The following is a 14,417-nucleotide window of genomic DNA, read 5'->3' as shown; positions in this document are numbered from 1 at the left end:
AGGTCGAATTCGGCTTGGATATTCATGCCTAATTACAGATTTAATCCACTACCCAGATTCCGAAGGCCTGATCGAAACTGCGCAGAAGTAGAAACAATGCGATCTTTTACAAACCGACTCGATCTATACTTCGAAATAAGCCCCCTAAATTTATTTTTTAGATCAAGAAACTCTGGAGTAACAATTAAGCTCCTTTTCAATTTTTCTTCCATTTTTATGATCTTATAAGATGGTTAACATGCAGGTTACTGGTACTTGAGTTGAAAAATGCTAGCATTTCTAACAACGAATATTAAATTAATGTTATTTGTGTCGTAGAAGCAAACGAAAAAACTTGTACGCCAGAGCGCAATATGCCGGGAATGTGTCAATCAGAGTAAAATATTCTAAGCTAAACAGCAACTACAACAGGTAATACTTCGCTCGATTTTTCATTACTTGATATTCTAACGATATAAAAATTATTTAAACTATTTGACATAACATCCGTTATGAGAAGTTTTCTCTTAGGGGCAAGATGGTTGCCAATCATTGACTGTCTTTGTATGGCTGCTTTTTCAAGGTTAACCAGTCGGTCACTGGAAATTAGCGTCCGTGTCTTTTGCTGGTGAACCTTGTCGTTCTGAATTTGGCCTGATTTGTATTGGACTTACTGAGCCACTGAACTAATCCGAGTGATTTGTGAGTGCGAATTTTTTTATATCAATTACCAAATCAAATCATCAGGAACCTGGTACGCCGCATAAGGATCGTCCGCCACATCGGCAGTTTTATTGGACTCATTAAAGACAATTACGCTGGTGGCATCGCGCTGCTGTATTTTTCTTGCCGCCTCGGCGCCGACTACTTCATAGTCTGTCCCCAGCTTTACAATGGCCAGCCGTCCTTCGGCAATCTGATCGCGCATCACCTCCGAAACATATAATCGCTTGACCTTGTTATTATCGGTAAAGTTGTAGGCTAGTCCCTCGGCATCCCTGGGTAAGCGGTTTAACTCAATAATCTGTTTGACTTGAGCGGCCAGCTGTTTTTGCTCTTCCTGCTGTTGGCGTAATTGGTTCAGCTGCCTGTCCCGTTCTATTTTTTCAGCCTGTGCTTTTTGAGCCAACTCTTTAGCTTCATCCACCACTTCAACCCCATTTTTCCGCTGCTGCTGGGCTTGTTTGCGCTTATCGGATTTGACGCTTTTAGCCTGGGCTGAGCTGACTAAACCGGATTTTAGTAATTGTTCTTGTAATGATAGTTTCATTTTAGAATCTCCTCAGCCCCGCATTCCATCGTTAAATTAAAACATAACTTTTTTATTAAACTTTCACTCTAGCGTTTTCTACCCACTTTTTCAACTTCAAAACATGAGCATCAACTATTACGCGTGAGGAAGTCTTGAGCTTTGTGTAAACGGATTTTATTGATTAAGGATATTGATTTATTATATATAACTTTATTTTATTGTAAAAATTACATATACTTACAGAAATTGATTATATTTTTACTAGGTATATATAAAGTACTCTCCTACAACAAGAACAGTTACTAAAATCCGGTTTAGTCAGTGCCGCTCAAGCCAAAAGCGTTAAATCCGATAAGCGTAAACAGGCCCAGCAGCAGCGTAAAAATGGAATTGATGTGGTTGATGAGGCTAAAGAGCTGGCTCAAAAAGCACAGGCTGAAAAGATCGAAAGGGACAGAGAGCTGAATCAATTGCGTCAACAGCAGGAAGAGCAAAAACAGTTGGCCGCCCAAGTCAAACAGATTATTGAGTTAAACCGGCTGCCCAGAGATCCTGAAGGACTGGCTTATAATTTTACCGACGATAATAAGGTTAAACGATTGTATGTCTCTGAGACGATGCGCGATCAGATTGCCGAAGGACGTCTGGCTATTGTAAAACTTGGGCAACAATATGAAGTGGTGTCGGCCGAGGCGGCAAGAAAAATACAATCGCGTGATACAGCTGGTGTGATTGTTTTTAATGAGCAAAATAAGATTGTAGATGCGGTAGATGATGCTTATGCGCAGTACCAGGTTCCTGATGACTTGATTTGGTAGAGGGCGCGAATTTATTTGTGCCTGCCGGTAATAGCACGCCTACAACTTGAGTCTTTTACAGTACACAGCACTGGTTGCGGCCCTGCTGTTTAGCCTGATAAAGCGCCTGATCTGCGCGTTCAAATGCTATTTCATCAGTGTCATTCAAAGTAAATTCAGTAATGCCGCAGGAAATTGTAATAGCAACGGATGCGCCGCTGGCATTAAAGCCGGTTTTTTCGATAGTTTTACGCAGTTGGTTAGCCAGTATTAAAGCCGATTGACCGTTAGTGTTGGGTAGTAGCATAGTAAATTCTTCACCGCCAAAGCGGGAAATAAAATCAGTTTCGCGGGAATGATCGGATAATTGTTTGGCGATTAACAACAGTACTTTATCACCGGCTTTATGGCCATAACTATCATTGATATTTTTGAAATGATCAATGTCCCAGATGATAAGGCTTAATGGCGTATGGTAACGTTTCCAGCGGGCCAGTTCGGTTTCCAGGCGCTCATTATAGGCGTTGCGATTTGGCAGTCCTGTTAACGTGTCCCGTAATGCCTGGTTATTGGCAATTTTAAGCTTTGATTTAAGCTCGGAGGATTCAGACTCCATGCTTTTTATTTTATCGACCAAATCATCCAGTTGTTGTTGTGTCTTTTGACGTTGAATTGCTTCTTTTTGGCTATGCTCCTGAATTTCTTTGGCAATGCTTGCTAATCGACTGTTAATAATTCCTTTTAAAGGTTCCAGTGTCGTGGCATTGGTCGAGCTTAATTTCAATTCTTCCATTTGCTCGGAAACGGATTGATCAAGTCTGTTTCTGTTTTCGGCCGATTTTTGTGCAGCCGTACTGGCGCCCATTATGCTGACGTCGAGTGCTGCTAATTGTTCGGTAATGTGGGACAGAAAATTATCAATGTCTTTTTGTTCTGATTGACTGTGCTGCTTGATTTTAAGCAGCAGCTTAAAGGATTTGTCCAGAATAGGTTCAAAAGCCGTTGCAGTTTGATTAGGCGTGGCAAGCAATTGTTTTGCAATTTGCGCTTGTTGGTCAAAAATACTGGGAATTTCAATGCCTTCCAGTAAAATCAGTAACTGTTTGCTGACAATCCCTATATCAATATGGTTAGCGACAATATTATCTGACGCGGATGTGTCGGTATCAGACTCGATAGCCTCAAGTATGGCGATAAATAATTGATTCGGGGTCTCAAACTTTACAGTTTCAGCTTTATTCTTCAGCAGCTTGAGTACGTTTTGTTGTGTTTCAGTCGTATATTGCTGGAGCAAAAAATCAAATAGTAACCCGATTTCCTCTGACCGGTTTTGAGGCGGTGTGTGTTTGATTTGAGCTACCGAATTGGTAAATCTTTCGAGCTCATCTTTAAGTGCAGGGCTATTTATGCCGCTTTTTAGCTGGTCGCGGATATTTTGCAAGTGTGGATCGAGAAGCGGGTCCAGTCCTGTGGTTGCTATGGTCAAGCGTACTATGGTTTTACAAAGCAGGTCTTCTTTTTCCTTGTAAGATTCCGTTGACTGTTCCTGTTCATCAAGCAGATTTAAATATTTTTCTTTCCATGTATCCGGATCAGCTGCCTTATTAAAAAAACTCATGATAGACCTTGTCAATGATTAATGAGAAAGCTGAATAACTTAAGCGTCAAACTATAAAATATTTATTAAGTTGACGGTAATCTGCTGATGAACGGTACGATTATTTTGCAGCGCTTTCCTGTTGGATCAGCTTATTGATAACTTCTATCATTTTTTCTTGAGAACCGGCCAAAGGGCCATTGGTTTTATATTTGCCGTTAACAATAATTGCAGGAACGCCGGTTACGCCGTAACGGCTCGCTGTAGCTGTTGCCTGACGCATTTTCGAGTCGACCAAAAAGGAATTATAGGCGTTGTGAAATTCGGTTTCGTTAACACCGTGCGCGACAAAGAATTTAGCCAGTTGATCTTCGGTCTCAAGATTCTGTTTTTTGTTTTGTATTGCATCGAAAAAGTCGGCATGAACTTTGTCGACTAAGCCCAGAGCTTCGGCAGTAAAATAAGCTTTGGCATGTTTGCCCCAAAGGTCGCTGAATACAGCGGGTTGACGGATAAATTCAACGTTTTTAGGCAGGCTTTTCACCCATTGTTCCAGTAATGGTTCAAAGCTGTAACAATGTGGGCAGCCGTACCAAAAAAACTCAATGACTTCAACTTTGTCCGGGTTATGAGTGGGTTGCGCCGGCGATAGGGTTTCATAACCAACGGATTCGGCTTTTAACAAGGCTGAGCAGGAAAATAAGAAGATTAATAAGCTGGTTTGAGCGATTTTTTTAAGCATAGCTAAAGTTCTCTATAGGTTTGGTAGGGCGGTTTTGCTTTAGCAAACCGCCAAACTTTATGTGAATAAACAGATGGCTTGAAACGACTACTGCATAAATGGAAATGCTGGCTTTGCTTAGAGCAAAGTCAGCCATACTATTGTAATGCGAGCTCACCCTACACTTTATTTCATCATTGATATGCGGTATGAGACGGCTTTTATTTCTGCATCCGTCATTTTCTTTGCAATCATATGCATTATGTTTTCCGGGTTATTGCTACGTGAACCGGATTTAAAGTCAGTGAGTGCTTTTATTAAATAGTCGGCATGTTGCGATTTTAATGCGGGGAATGAAGCCGGTTTATTGCCTTCGCCAAAAGGACCATGGCAGGCGATGCAGGCAGAAACTTCACTTTTTAGGTCGCCATTGCGGTAAAGGTCGCTACCTTGAGCAATGATGGCCTGGATGGTATCTTTTTTGTCGGTTGGTTTATCGGCTGCCGGTTTTTCATCTTCATCGGCAGACTCCAGGACGGGCAAAGTGTTTTCTGAAATTTTTTGTGTCGCGTAGTAAGCGGAAACGTCAGTCATATCTTCATCAGACAATGTCATCGCTATAGCCGACATCATCGGATTGTTGCGGGTACCGTCTTTAAATGCCTGCAACTGCTTTACCAAATATGAAGAATGTTGCTGTGCAAGCTTGGGGAATGTTGCTACCATGCTGTTACCGTCGTCTCCGTGACAACCGGTGCAGGACGCTGATTTTTGTTTTCCTGCGTTAATATTGCCTTCTGCATGTAAAATACTAGTAGCACTGGCCAGCGCCAGAGAAATTGAAAGTACCTGCAATTTTTTCTTCATCAAATTCCCCTTCGGAATGGTTAATCATTTATGCCAGTCTTTTTAGTTATTCAGGCTGCTGTGCATGACCAAATTTTACTCTAAATAGTAACTCTAAGCGAGACAACGATGAATCCAGTTTATCATCAAGCAAAATTTATTAACAGTTCGCCCCATCTCAAGGATACGCCACCGGATCAGGGCCTGGAAGTGGCGTTTGCGGGACGTTCGAATGCCGGTAAATCGAGCGCGATTAATACTTTAACCAGGCAAAATGCATTGGCCCGGATCAGTAAAACACCGGGCAGAACCCAGATGCTCAATTTTTTTGAAATTAACGAGCAGCAACGGTTTGTCGATTTACCGGGTTACGGCTATGCCAAAGTACCTTTAGCAGTGAAGAAAAAATGGCATGAGTTGATGGAAACTTATTTAACCAGCCGTAAATCATTATGCGCGATTATTCTGGTGATGGATGTGCGCCATCCGTTAACCGAGTTTGACTGGCAAATGGTTGAATGGTGCGAGCATACCGGGCTGCCGCTACATGTGTTGTTAACCAAGGCCGATAAATTGAATTACGGCGCGGCTAAAAATATTTTGTTGCAGGTCCAAAAGGAGTTGAAGGATGCGAATTTTCCTTTGACGATTCAGCTATTTTCGTCGTTGAAAAAAACCGGTATTGATGAGGTGCATTCTGCGCTTGACCGGTTATTTAATCTTGTTGATCAGGATCAAAGCGAAATATCAACGCCTTCCTGAGCAAGCAACAATTCGCAGTCGGTTTCCGGATTGTTTTGTAATAAGTTTTGGTAAATGGCATCAAGACTTGCATCGCTGCGGGTGGGTTCATGGTGGGTGAAAAATAGTTTTTTTGCCTTTGCGGCAATAGCCAGTTTTATTCCCGAATCGTAAGTGCCGTGCCCCCAACCCTGTTTGGAGGCATATTCCTCGTTGGTGTAGGATGAGTCGACAATCAATGCATCGACATCTTTCATGGCCAAGACGACTTCTTTCCATTTTGCATCAACAAAAGACTGGAATTCAGCATATTCATCATCTTGCGGATCATAGATGTTCAGTTGCGGCTCGTAATCGCCGGTAAAAAAAACCGATTGTCCATCGCAATCGATTCGATAGCCGAAATTTAATACCGGATGACTGAGCACAATAGGGGTGATTGTGGCGCTGCCTACCTTGACCGGTACCCCCGGTTTGACTGTGGCGTATTCAATCCGCGCATTCAGCTGCGCTTCCCGTATCGGAAAGAAACTGTATTGCAACTGTACGGAAAGCGCCCGGTTGATGGTTTCATTGGTTACCGGATCAATTCCGCCGTAAATTTTAATGTGGTTGTTAGGAATGAAGATGGGAATAAAGAAAGGCAGGCCCTGAATATGATCCCAATGGGTGTGGGTAATGAAGATATGCGCCTGGATCGGCATTTCTTTGAGCAGGTTTTGTGCAAGCGCGTGAATGCCGGTACCGGCGTCGAGGATGATCAAATCATTGTCATCGGTTCTGATTTCTATGCAGGTGGTATTGCCGCCGTATTTAACGGTATTGGGTCCCGGTGTGGCTATGGATCCTCTAACGCCCCAGAATTTAATTTTCATTGTTATCCTTCGACTGCATGGATGTAGGAGGTTGGGCGATGCAGGAGCACAAACCGAGCACTACAAGTTAATAAAAGATTGAGCTTCTGTTTTGATGGATTGCAAATCCCCCAAAGCGTCGCACATGGCAGGAAGGGTCGAGCCAAAGCGGGCGACAATGGATTCGGGGAAGTCTTCTATCATAGGATTGCCGCCATTGCCGAATTGCATGTGTTTGCTGATTTGATTAGCGGCAAAAACGCAGTCTCGTAAGACATTTTCGCTAGGGGCAAGATTATGATGATGAGCGATGGCATCAATTAACGGACCTGACAGCTCCCATTTTTCAGCCAGCATTTTGCCGGCCTGGGAATGATTAAGACCGATAAATTCAAGCTCGGTTTGATGCAAGGGTAGCTGTTGTTCCCGGCTCTTTTCTAACGCGAGTTTAAATTCATCAGGCATAAATTCGGCGAATACCGCTTTCCCAAAGTCATGAAGTAATCCGGCAACAAAACAATCGCCGCATTCTGTTGAAGGTAGACCTATCCGTTCAGCAAGCATTTTGCTGATTGCGGCAGTGGTCAAAGAATGCAGCAGGAAATTGGAGGTATTGAAGTTGGCCTTATTGTCAGCATTCAACATGCCCATGGCCGCAACGCCCAAGGCTATATTTTTTATGGTATTAAGGCCAATATGCACGACCGCTCGCTGCACCGAAGTGATTTTTTGAGGCAGGCCGTAAAAAGATGAATTAATAGCCTTAAGGATTTTAACGGTCATGACCGGGTCGCATTCAATAACGCGGATAATATCTTTTGCCGAAGCGTTGATGTCTGATGTTAATTGCATGACCTGTTGGACGCTTTTAGGGAAAGCGGGCATTTTTTCAACGAGGACGATGAGTTGTTCGTTTTTTGAGTTTGGCATTGTGTATCGTTAAGCAATAATCAACAAGGAGAGCATAGTTGAGAAAAATATTTGTCAGTTATCAGTTGCATAAGACCAAGGGCTGTTGCCACTATAATACAATACCGTCGTAATGCCGAAAATAAAAACTAGCCGTTAGTGAGCTTCGTCCCAATTATTACCTATGCCTATATCGACAACCAGCGGCACATCGAGATCGACGGCTGCACACATGATCGACCTGATTTTCCTCGCGCAGTCATCTACCTGATCTTGGGCAATTTCAAACACCAGCTCGTCATGTACCTGCATAATCATTTTGGCATCCGGCTTTTCTTTATATAACCACTGGTCGGTGGCAATCATTGAGCGTTTAATAATGTCAGCCGCAGTTCCCTGCATCGGCGCGTTAATAGCGGTACGTTCGGCATACTGGCGTCGCGCCGCGTTGCGTGAGTTTATTTCCGGTAAATATAACCGCCTGCCGAATAATGTTTCAACGTAGCCTTGTTCGCGGGCTTGCGCCCTGATGCTGTCCATATAGTTAAGGACGCCCGGATAACGGGCAAAATATAAATCGATATACGATTGCGCCTGATTGCGCGACAAGCCCAGCTGCTGTGCCAAGCCAAAGGCCGACATGCCGTAAATCAAGCCAAAATTAATGGCTTTGGCGGAACGGCGCAAATCGGTGGTGACTTGTTCGGGAGCCACGCCAAATACTTCAGCCGCTGTGGCCCGGTGCACATCTTCTCCATCGCTAAAGGCTTTTAGCAAACCTTCATCAGCCGATAAATGCGCCATGATGCGCAGTTCAATTTGAGAGTAATCGGCCGCGACTATTTTTCTGCCTTCCGGGGCGATAAAGGCCTGGCGGATTTTTCGGCCTTCTTCACTGCGTATCGGAATATTTTGCAAATTGGGATCGGAAGAAGACAAGCGGCCTGTTGCGGCTATCGCCTGATGGTAAGAGGTATGAATCCGACCCGTTTGTCCGTCAACCTGCTGCGGCAGTTTGTCGATATAGGTTGATTTAAGCTTGCTTAAACTGCGGTGCTCCAGGATCACCTTAGGCAGCGGGTACTTGAGGGCTAATTCCTGTAGCACCGATTCTTCAGTCGATGGCTGGCCTTTGGGTGTTTTCTTTAATACCGGCAGTTTTTGCCTATCGTACAGGATATCCTGAATCTGTTTTGGCGAACCCAGATTAAATGTCTGTCCGGCCAGATCGTGGGCATGCTGTTCAAGGGAGATAATCTTGCTGGAAAGTTCGAGACTTTGCTGCGCAAGCATCGCAGTGTCGATCAATACGCCATTGTTTTCAATCCGGGCCAGCACGCTAATCAGCGGGACTTCCATCTGTGTATACAACTCAAGCAATTTCGGCTGCAGTGCCAGTTTTGCATTCAGCACCTGATGCAGTTGCAAGGTAATGTCGGCATCTTCCGCTGCATAAGGCGCGGCTTGTTCTATCGGCACTTTCTGAAAGCCTATGTGTTTTGCGCCTTTTCCGGCGACATCTTCATAATGGATGGTTGTAACGTCCAGGTACTCCTTGGCCAGATCGTCCATATTATGTTTGGTCGCGGTGCTGTTTAATACATAAGACTCAAGCATCGTGTCGTGCGCAATGCCGTCTAATGCAATGCCGTGATTAGCCAGCACGTGCATATCGTATTTCAGATTCTGCCCGAGCTTGGGCTTGTGCGGATCTTCCAGCAGAGGCCGCAGTTTTTCCAGTATTTCGGATCGATCCAGCTGATCCGGTGCGCCGGTATAGTCATGGGCTAAAGGCACGTAGGCCGCAACCCCCGGGGTAACCGCAAAGGACACGCCGACTATCCGGGCTTTACTGTAATCCAGGCTGGTGGTTTCGGTATCGAAGGCAAACAATTCGGCTTTGTTCAATTGCTCAAGCCAGTCATTAAAGTGCTGCTCGGTCAGTATGGTTTCATACGATTGCGTGGTTGTCCCCGGCAGATTGACGGCATTTCCTTCATCCATGGCAATCAGGTCAGGATACGGCACAGCTTGTGCCGGTTCCGCTTTAACCGGAACTGTCCTCAGCGTAGACGAAGGTGTATCCAGCATTTTTAACCAGGACGAAAAGCCCAGTTCGGTCAATAGATATTTCAGCTCGACCTTGTCCATAGGCTGCTGTTTCAAGTCCTCCATACAGTATGGCAAATCAAGGTCGCACTTAATGGTGGTGAGTTGTTTGGATAAAGGCAGATAGTCCAAGCTGGCGCGCAGGTTTTCGCCGATTTTGCCGGTGATGTCATTGGCGTGAGCCATCAGGTTTTCCAAGGTCTGATAGTGCTCCAGCCATTTTGCCGCGGTTTTGGGGCCCACTTTGGGGACGCCGGGAATATTGTCGACGGTGTCGCCTATCAAGGCCAGATAATCGACAATCTGTTCCGGCTTGACGCCGAATTTGTCAATCACGCCCTGAATATCCATGCGGGTATTGGACATGGTATTTTCCAGGATAATATGCTCGGTGACCAGTTGCGCCATATCCTTGTCGCCGGTGGAAATAATAACGTCATAGCCTTGTTGTTCGGCATGTTGGGCCAGCACCCCCAGTACATCGTCGGCCTCTACGCCGGATTCGATAATTAACGGCAAACCCATCGCCCGAATCAGGTTGTGCAATGGGGCAATCTGTACCCGCAAATCATCAGGCATAGCAGGGCGATGGGCTTTGTACTGATCATAAAGCTCATTGCGAAACGTTTTACCCGGTGCATCGAAGATCACGGTGATGTAGTCGCTGTGATAGTCTGCAATCAGTTTGCGCAACATACTGCTTACGCCGTAAATTGCATTGGTGGGTTCGCCGTTGGCGTTGGTCAGCGGCGGAATGGCATGGTAAGCGCGAAACAGAAAAGATGAGCCGTCAACCAGGATCAGGCGTTCCCTTCGGCCAAGCTCAGGACAGATTTGTGTTTGTTGGGACATAGGATTCTAGGGGCAGGGTTAAAGGTGTAGGCATCAGGTTTTACGCTTAACATCCACGATATTGGGTAATTGACTTATTTTATTAAGCACTTGGCTTAACTGATCGGTGTTTTCAATTTGAATGGTCAAATTCAGTAGCGCTGACAAATCGGGATGCGTCTTCAGCGCCGCATTGGAAATATGGATTTTAGTCTGGGACAAAATCTGGGTAACGTCATTGAGCAAATTCTGGGAGTTAAATGCATGGATAACAATAGGCACAGCATAGCTGGCTTTTTTGGCGCCCCAGCTGACCGAGATAAGCTGGGCCTGCTTTTCGGGGCCGAGGTGCAAGATATTTTCGCAGTCTTTACGGTGGATGGTAATGCCTTTTTTGTGAGAAATATAGCCGATAATGTCATTGCCTTGAACAGGGGAGCAACAGTGAGCAAAAGAAGTTAGAACGTTATCGATGCCTTCTACAGAAATGACCGATTTAATCTCGGGTTCGGGTTTTTTACGCTGAGCAGATGCTGACGGAGCCTCCAATTCAGGTATCTTGAAAAATGCCGCAAGTTGACGGCTATTAATATCGCTACGGCCGATGGCTTCAAGCAATTTATCGGTATCCGGCTGATTAAAATGCTTAGCCAGTTCCGTTAAATTTAGCGTTTTTAACCCCAGCCGCTGGCTTTCTTTGTCGAGAATAGCCTTGCCTGTAGCCATATTCTGCGCTTGTTGCTGATTTTTAAACCAGCTTTTAACTTTGCTGATCGCAGCCGATGTCTTTAAATAGCCCAGATTGAGATCAATCCAGTTATGATTGGGCCCGCCGTCTTTTGCCGTTAAAATTTTTACCTGCTCTCCGGATTTTAAGGCATAGGTTAGCGGCACAATGCGGCCGTTGACTTTTGCTCCACGGCAACGATGTCCTATTTCGGTATGGATAGCGTAGGCGAAATCCAGCGGGGTAGAGCCTTTAACCAGATCGATTATTTTACCGGCCGGGGTTAAAACATAGACCCGGTCATTGAACAATTCACTACGAAAACTTTCGGACAGGACTTCGTCGCTGCCTTCCTTTCGACTGCGTTCGGAAGAGGTTTCTTCCAGTAACTTGCGTAAAGACGCAATGTTTTTTTCTATGGCCGTGTCATGCTTACCGCCTTCTTTATAGGACCAGTGAGCAGCAACCCCGAGTTCGGCAAAGTCGTGCATTTGCTGGGTGCGGATTTGCACTTCGATGCGATTGCCTTCAGAGTCGATAATGACGGTATGTAAGGACTGGTAGCCGTTCTCTTTGGGATTGGCGATGTAGTCGTCAAACTCTTTGGGAATGGTCTGCCAAAGGCTATGCACCATCCCTAAAGTGGCGTAACAGGAGGTCAGGTTGTCGACAATAACGCGTACGGCTAACAGGTCGTACAGTTCGTCTATGTCCAGTTGCTTGCGCTGCATCTTTTTCCAGATGCTGTAGATATGCTTGGGGCGGCCGTAAATCTCGGCGGAAATTCCTTCTTCGGCGAGTTTGCTCTGTAGCAGGGCAATAAACTTGTTAATGCAGTTTTCCCGCTGCACACGGTTATCGGTTAGCGACTTGGCAATGCGGCGATAGGATTGGGGCTTTAAATAGCGAAAAGCCATGTCCTCCAGTTCCCATTTCAACTGATGAATGCCCATGCGGTTGGCAATCGGCGCATAAATGTCCAGCGTCTCCTGGGCAATAAAGCGCCTGAGTTCGTAAGAGTCTTTAGGTAAAACTTTAAGTCGTTGAATTCGGTAAGCCAGCTTTATTAATACGGCGCGGACATCCTGTGTCATGGATAGCAACATTCGACGCAAGGTTTCCGTTTGGCTCGGTTGATCCGTCATTTCCAGCGAATAAACGGATAACTTATTCAACCAGTTAACGTCCTTAACCAGCGTTGCGACCGTTTTGCCGAATTGTTCTTTAATATCAGGTTTGGGATTTAAATGAGCTAAGCGCGGATCGCTCAATATCGCTGCGAGGATGGTTTTTAGATCGACATTAAAGTCCATCAAAATTGCCGCCACTTCAACGCCTTTGGGCCGAAAATAATGAGGGTCTTCAGGAATTTGCGCGACAATCGCCAGCGCCCGGTTTATTTGCTCGGCGTCGGGGGCAGAAAATCCGTTAAAAAGGTGTTTATTCGGTTCGGTGTTTTTTTGCATTGATGGTCAATAATTCGAAAACTCGGTTGTTATAATAGGTCAATGGCGGCAAATGTAACAAGCACTCATTATCGGAAAATTAATCCGCTAAATAAGCCTGTTATATCGTCAAAATGTAATCAAACGAATTTATGATGCCTAGGGGGCACGGCTATAGCGTCATATTTTTAACAAATAATTAAACTTGAAAAAATGAAAATTACAATATTCGGAAGCGGTTATGTAGGTTTGGTGACAGGTGCCTGTCTTGCGGAAGTCGGTAACGATGTATTCTGTGTCGATATTGATGAGGCTAAAATTGCTAAGCTGCAACAAGGCATCATTCCGATATTTGAGCCGGGACTCGAAGCAATGGTCAAAGAAAACCAAGCGGCTGGACGGTTGAGATTTACTACTGATATTAAGGTGGCTGTAGATCATGGCGTGTTTCAATTTATAGCTGTCGGTACGCCGCCCGATGACGATGGCTCGGCAGATTTGCAATATGTATTGGCGGTTGCGAAGAGTATTGCCGAGAATATGGAGGAGTATCGGGTTGTTGTGGATAAATCAACCGTCCCGGTGGGCACCGCAGATAAAGTTAAAGCCCTCATGCAGCAGATATTGACCCGTCGCGGCAAAGACCTGGAGTTTGATGTGGTTTCAAATCCCGAGTTTTTGAAAGAAGGTGCGGCACTGGATGATTTTATGAAGCCGGATCGGATCATTATCGGTACCGATAACCCCAGAACGGCGGAATTGCTGAAAGCGCTTTATGCGCCGTTTAACCGCAGTGTTGAGCGGGTCATCACGATGGACATACGTTCAGCTGAATTAACCAAATATGCCGCGAATGCGATGCTGGCAACTAAAATCAGCTTTATGAACGAACTGGCAAACCTGGCCGAGCATTTGGGCGCGGATATTGAACAGGTAAGACACGGTATAGGTTCCGATAGCCGTATCGGCTACAGCTTTATTTATCCCGGCTGCGGTTATGGCGGTTCCTGTTTTCCCAAAGATGTAAAAGCGCTGGAAAGAACGGCGCAGGAGCAGGGTTATCATGCGGAGTTACTTAATGCGGTGGAAAATGTCAATAACCGGCAAAAACATCGCCTGTTTGAAAAAATTAATAACTATTATCAAGGTAATTTAACCGGCAAAGTATTCGCCCTGTGGGGATTGGCGTTTAAGCCCAATACCGATGATATGCGCGATGCGCCAAGCCGGGCTGTTCTGGAGACCTTGATCGAAGCAGGCGCAACGGTTCAGGCCTTTGATCCTGAGGCACTGGAAGAAGCGAGGCGGCTTTATGGCGCCAAGCCGGGGTTGAGTTATTGCGGTTCGCCTAAAGACGCTCTAAAACAAGCCGATGCTTTGGTGATTGTTACGGAATGGAAGCAATTTCGCAGTCCTGATTTTGATATGCTGAGTCAACAGCTTAAGGATAAAGTGATTTTTGATGGCCGTAATATGCATGAGCCGGAAATGGTTAAGCGTAGCGGATTGGCCTATTACGCGATAGGAAAGTAAAAAAGTTGTATTTATAAGGCAAGCATCTAAACTAAGTGGCGAATGGTTAATAATAATTTTGGCTGGCATCTATAAG

The 14,417-nt window shown here is 45.2% G+C and carries 10 protein-coding genes and 1 pseudogene; 3 read left to right on the top strand and 8 right to left on the bottom strand.

The window, feature by feature from the left end; translation table 11 throughout:
• Positions 1 to 706: 706 nt before the first annotated feature.
• A complete protein-coding gene (locus V7051_RS19745) occupies positions 707 to 1,249 on the bottom strand; it encodes a DUF2058 domain-containing protein (RefSeq protein ID WP_333877904.1) in 543 nt (180 codons plus the stop codon).
• A gap of 284 nt (positions 1,250 to 1,533) precedes the next feature.
• Between V7051_RS19745 and V7051_RS19740 the strand changes: the two are divergent.
• Positions 1,534 to 2,049 (top strand): annotated as a pseudogene (locus V7051_RS19740) (DUF2058 domain-containing protein); the annotation flags it as partial.
• Between the two features lie 55 nt (positions 2,050 to 2,104).
• Here the strand turns inward: V7051_RS19740 and V7051_RS19735 are convergent.
• From V7051_RS19735 to V7051_RS19725, 3 genes are all read right to left on the bottom strand, one after another.
• Positions 2,105 to 3,646 carry a GGDEF domain-containing protein gene (locus V7051_RS19735; protein WP_333877906.1) on the bottom strand — a complete coding sequence of 514 codons (1,542 nt, stop codon included), beginning with the start codon at positions 3,644 to 3,646 and terminating at the stop codon, positions 2,105 to 2,107.
• Between the two features lie 100 nt (positions 3,647 to 3,746).
• On the bottom strand, positions 3,747 to 4,367 hold the full coding sequence (locus tag V7051_RS19730) for a thiol:disulfide interchange protein DsbA/DsbL (protein WP_333877908.1): 621 nt from the start codon (positions 4,365 to 4,367) through the stop codon (positions 3,747 to 3,749).
• A 165-nt stretch (positions 4,368 to 4,532) separates the two neighbouring features.
• The gene (locus V7051_RS19725; RefSeq protein ID WP_333877910.1) at positions 4,533 to 5,213 is read right to left on the bottom strand and encodes a c-type cytochrome; all 681 of its coding nucleotides are present in this window, start codon (positions 5,211 to 5,213) and stop codon (positions 4,533 to 4,535) included.
• 108 nt (positions 5,214 to 5,321) lie between these two features.
• On the opposite strand from V7051_RS19725, the gene yihA reads away from it, so the two are divergent.
• The gene (yihA, locus tag V7051_RS19720) at positions 5,322 to 5,954 is read left to right on the top strand and encodes a ribosome biogenesis GTP-binding protein YihA/YsxC (RefSeq protein WP_333877913.1); all 633 of its coding nucleotides are present in this window, start codon (positions 5,322 to 5,324) and stop codon (positions 5,952 to 5,954) included.
• Here yihA and V7051_RS19715 read toward each other — a convergent pair.
• From V7051_RS19715 to V7051_RS19700, 4 genes are all read right to left on the bottom strand, one after another.
• Positions 5,927 to 6,808 carry an MBL fold metallo-hydrolase gene (locus V7051_RS19715; RefSeq protein WP_333877915.1) on the bottom strand — a complete coding sequence of 294 codons (882 nt, stop codon included), beginning with the start codon at positions 6,806 to 6,808 and terminating at the stop codon, positions 5,927 to 5,929. The genes yihA and V7051_RS19715 overlap by 28 nt on opposite strands.
• 60 nt (positions 6,809 to 6,868) lie before the next feature.
• On the bottom strand, positions 6,869 to 7,717 hold the full coding sequence (locus V7051_RS19710) for an HDOD domain-containing protein (protein WP_333877917.1): 849 nt from the start codon (positions 7,715 to 7,717) through the stop codon (positions 6,869 to 6,871).
• 135 nt (positions 7,718 to 7,852) lie between these two features.
• Entirely contained in the window at positions 7,853 to 10,657 is a 2,805-nt protein-coding gene (polA, locus tag V7051_RS19705; RefSeq protein ID WP_333877919.1) for a DNA polymerase I, read from the bottom strand.
• 33 nt (positions 10,658 to 10,690) lie between these two features.
• Complete coding sequence (locus V7051_RS19700; RefSeq protein ID WP_333877921.1) at positions 10,691 to 12,829, bottom strand: RelA/SpoT family protein; 2,139 nt, start codon at positions 12,827 to 12,829, stop codon at positions 10,691 to 10,693.
• A gap of 192 nt (positions 12,830 to 13,021) precedes the next feature.
• Between V7051_RS19700 and V7051_RS19695 the strand changes: the two genes are divergently transcribed.
• Positions 13,022 to 14,341 carry a UDP-glucose dehydrogenase family protein gene (locus V7051_RS19695; protein ID WP_333877923.1) on the top strand — a complete coding sequence of 440 codons (1,320 nt, stop codon included), beginning with the start codon at positions 13,022 to 13,024 and terminating at the stop codon, positions 14,339 to 14,341.
• The last annotated feature ends 76 nt before the right edge of the window (positions 14,342 to 14,417 follow it).

This window comes from Methylobacter sp., assembly GCF_036845245.1.
Lineage (GTDB): Bacteria > Pseudomonadota > Gammaproteobacteria > Methylococcales > Methylomonadaceae > Methylobacter_A.
Note: the sequence above shows the minus strand (reverse complement) of the source record. Positions and strands in the feature narration are given on the sequence as shown.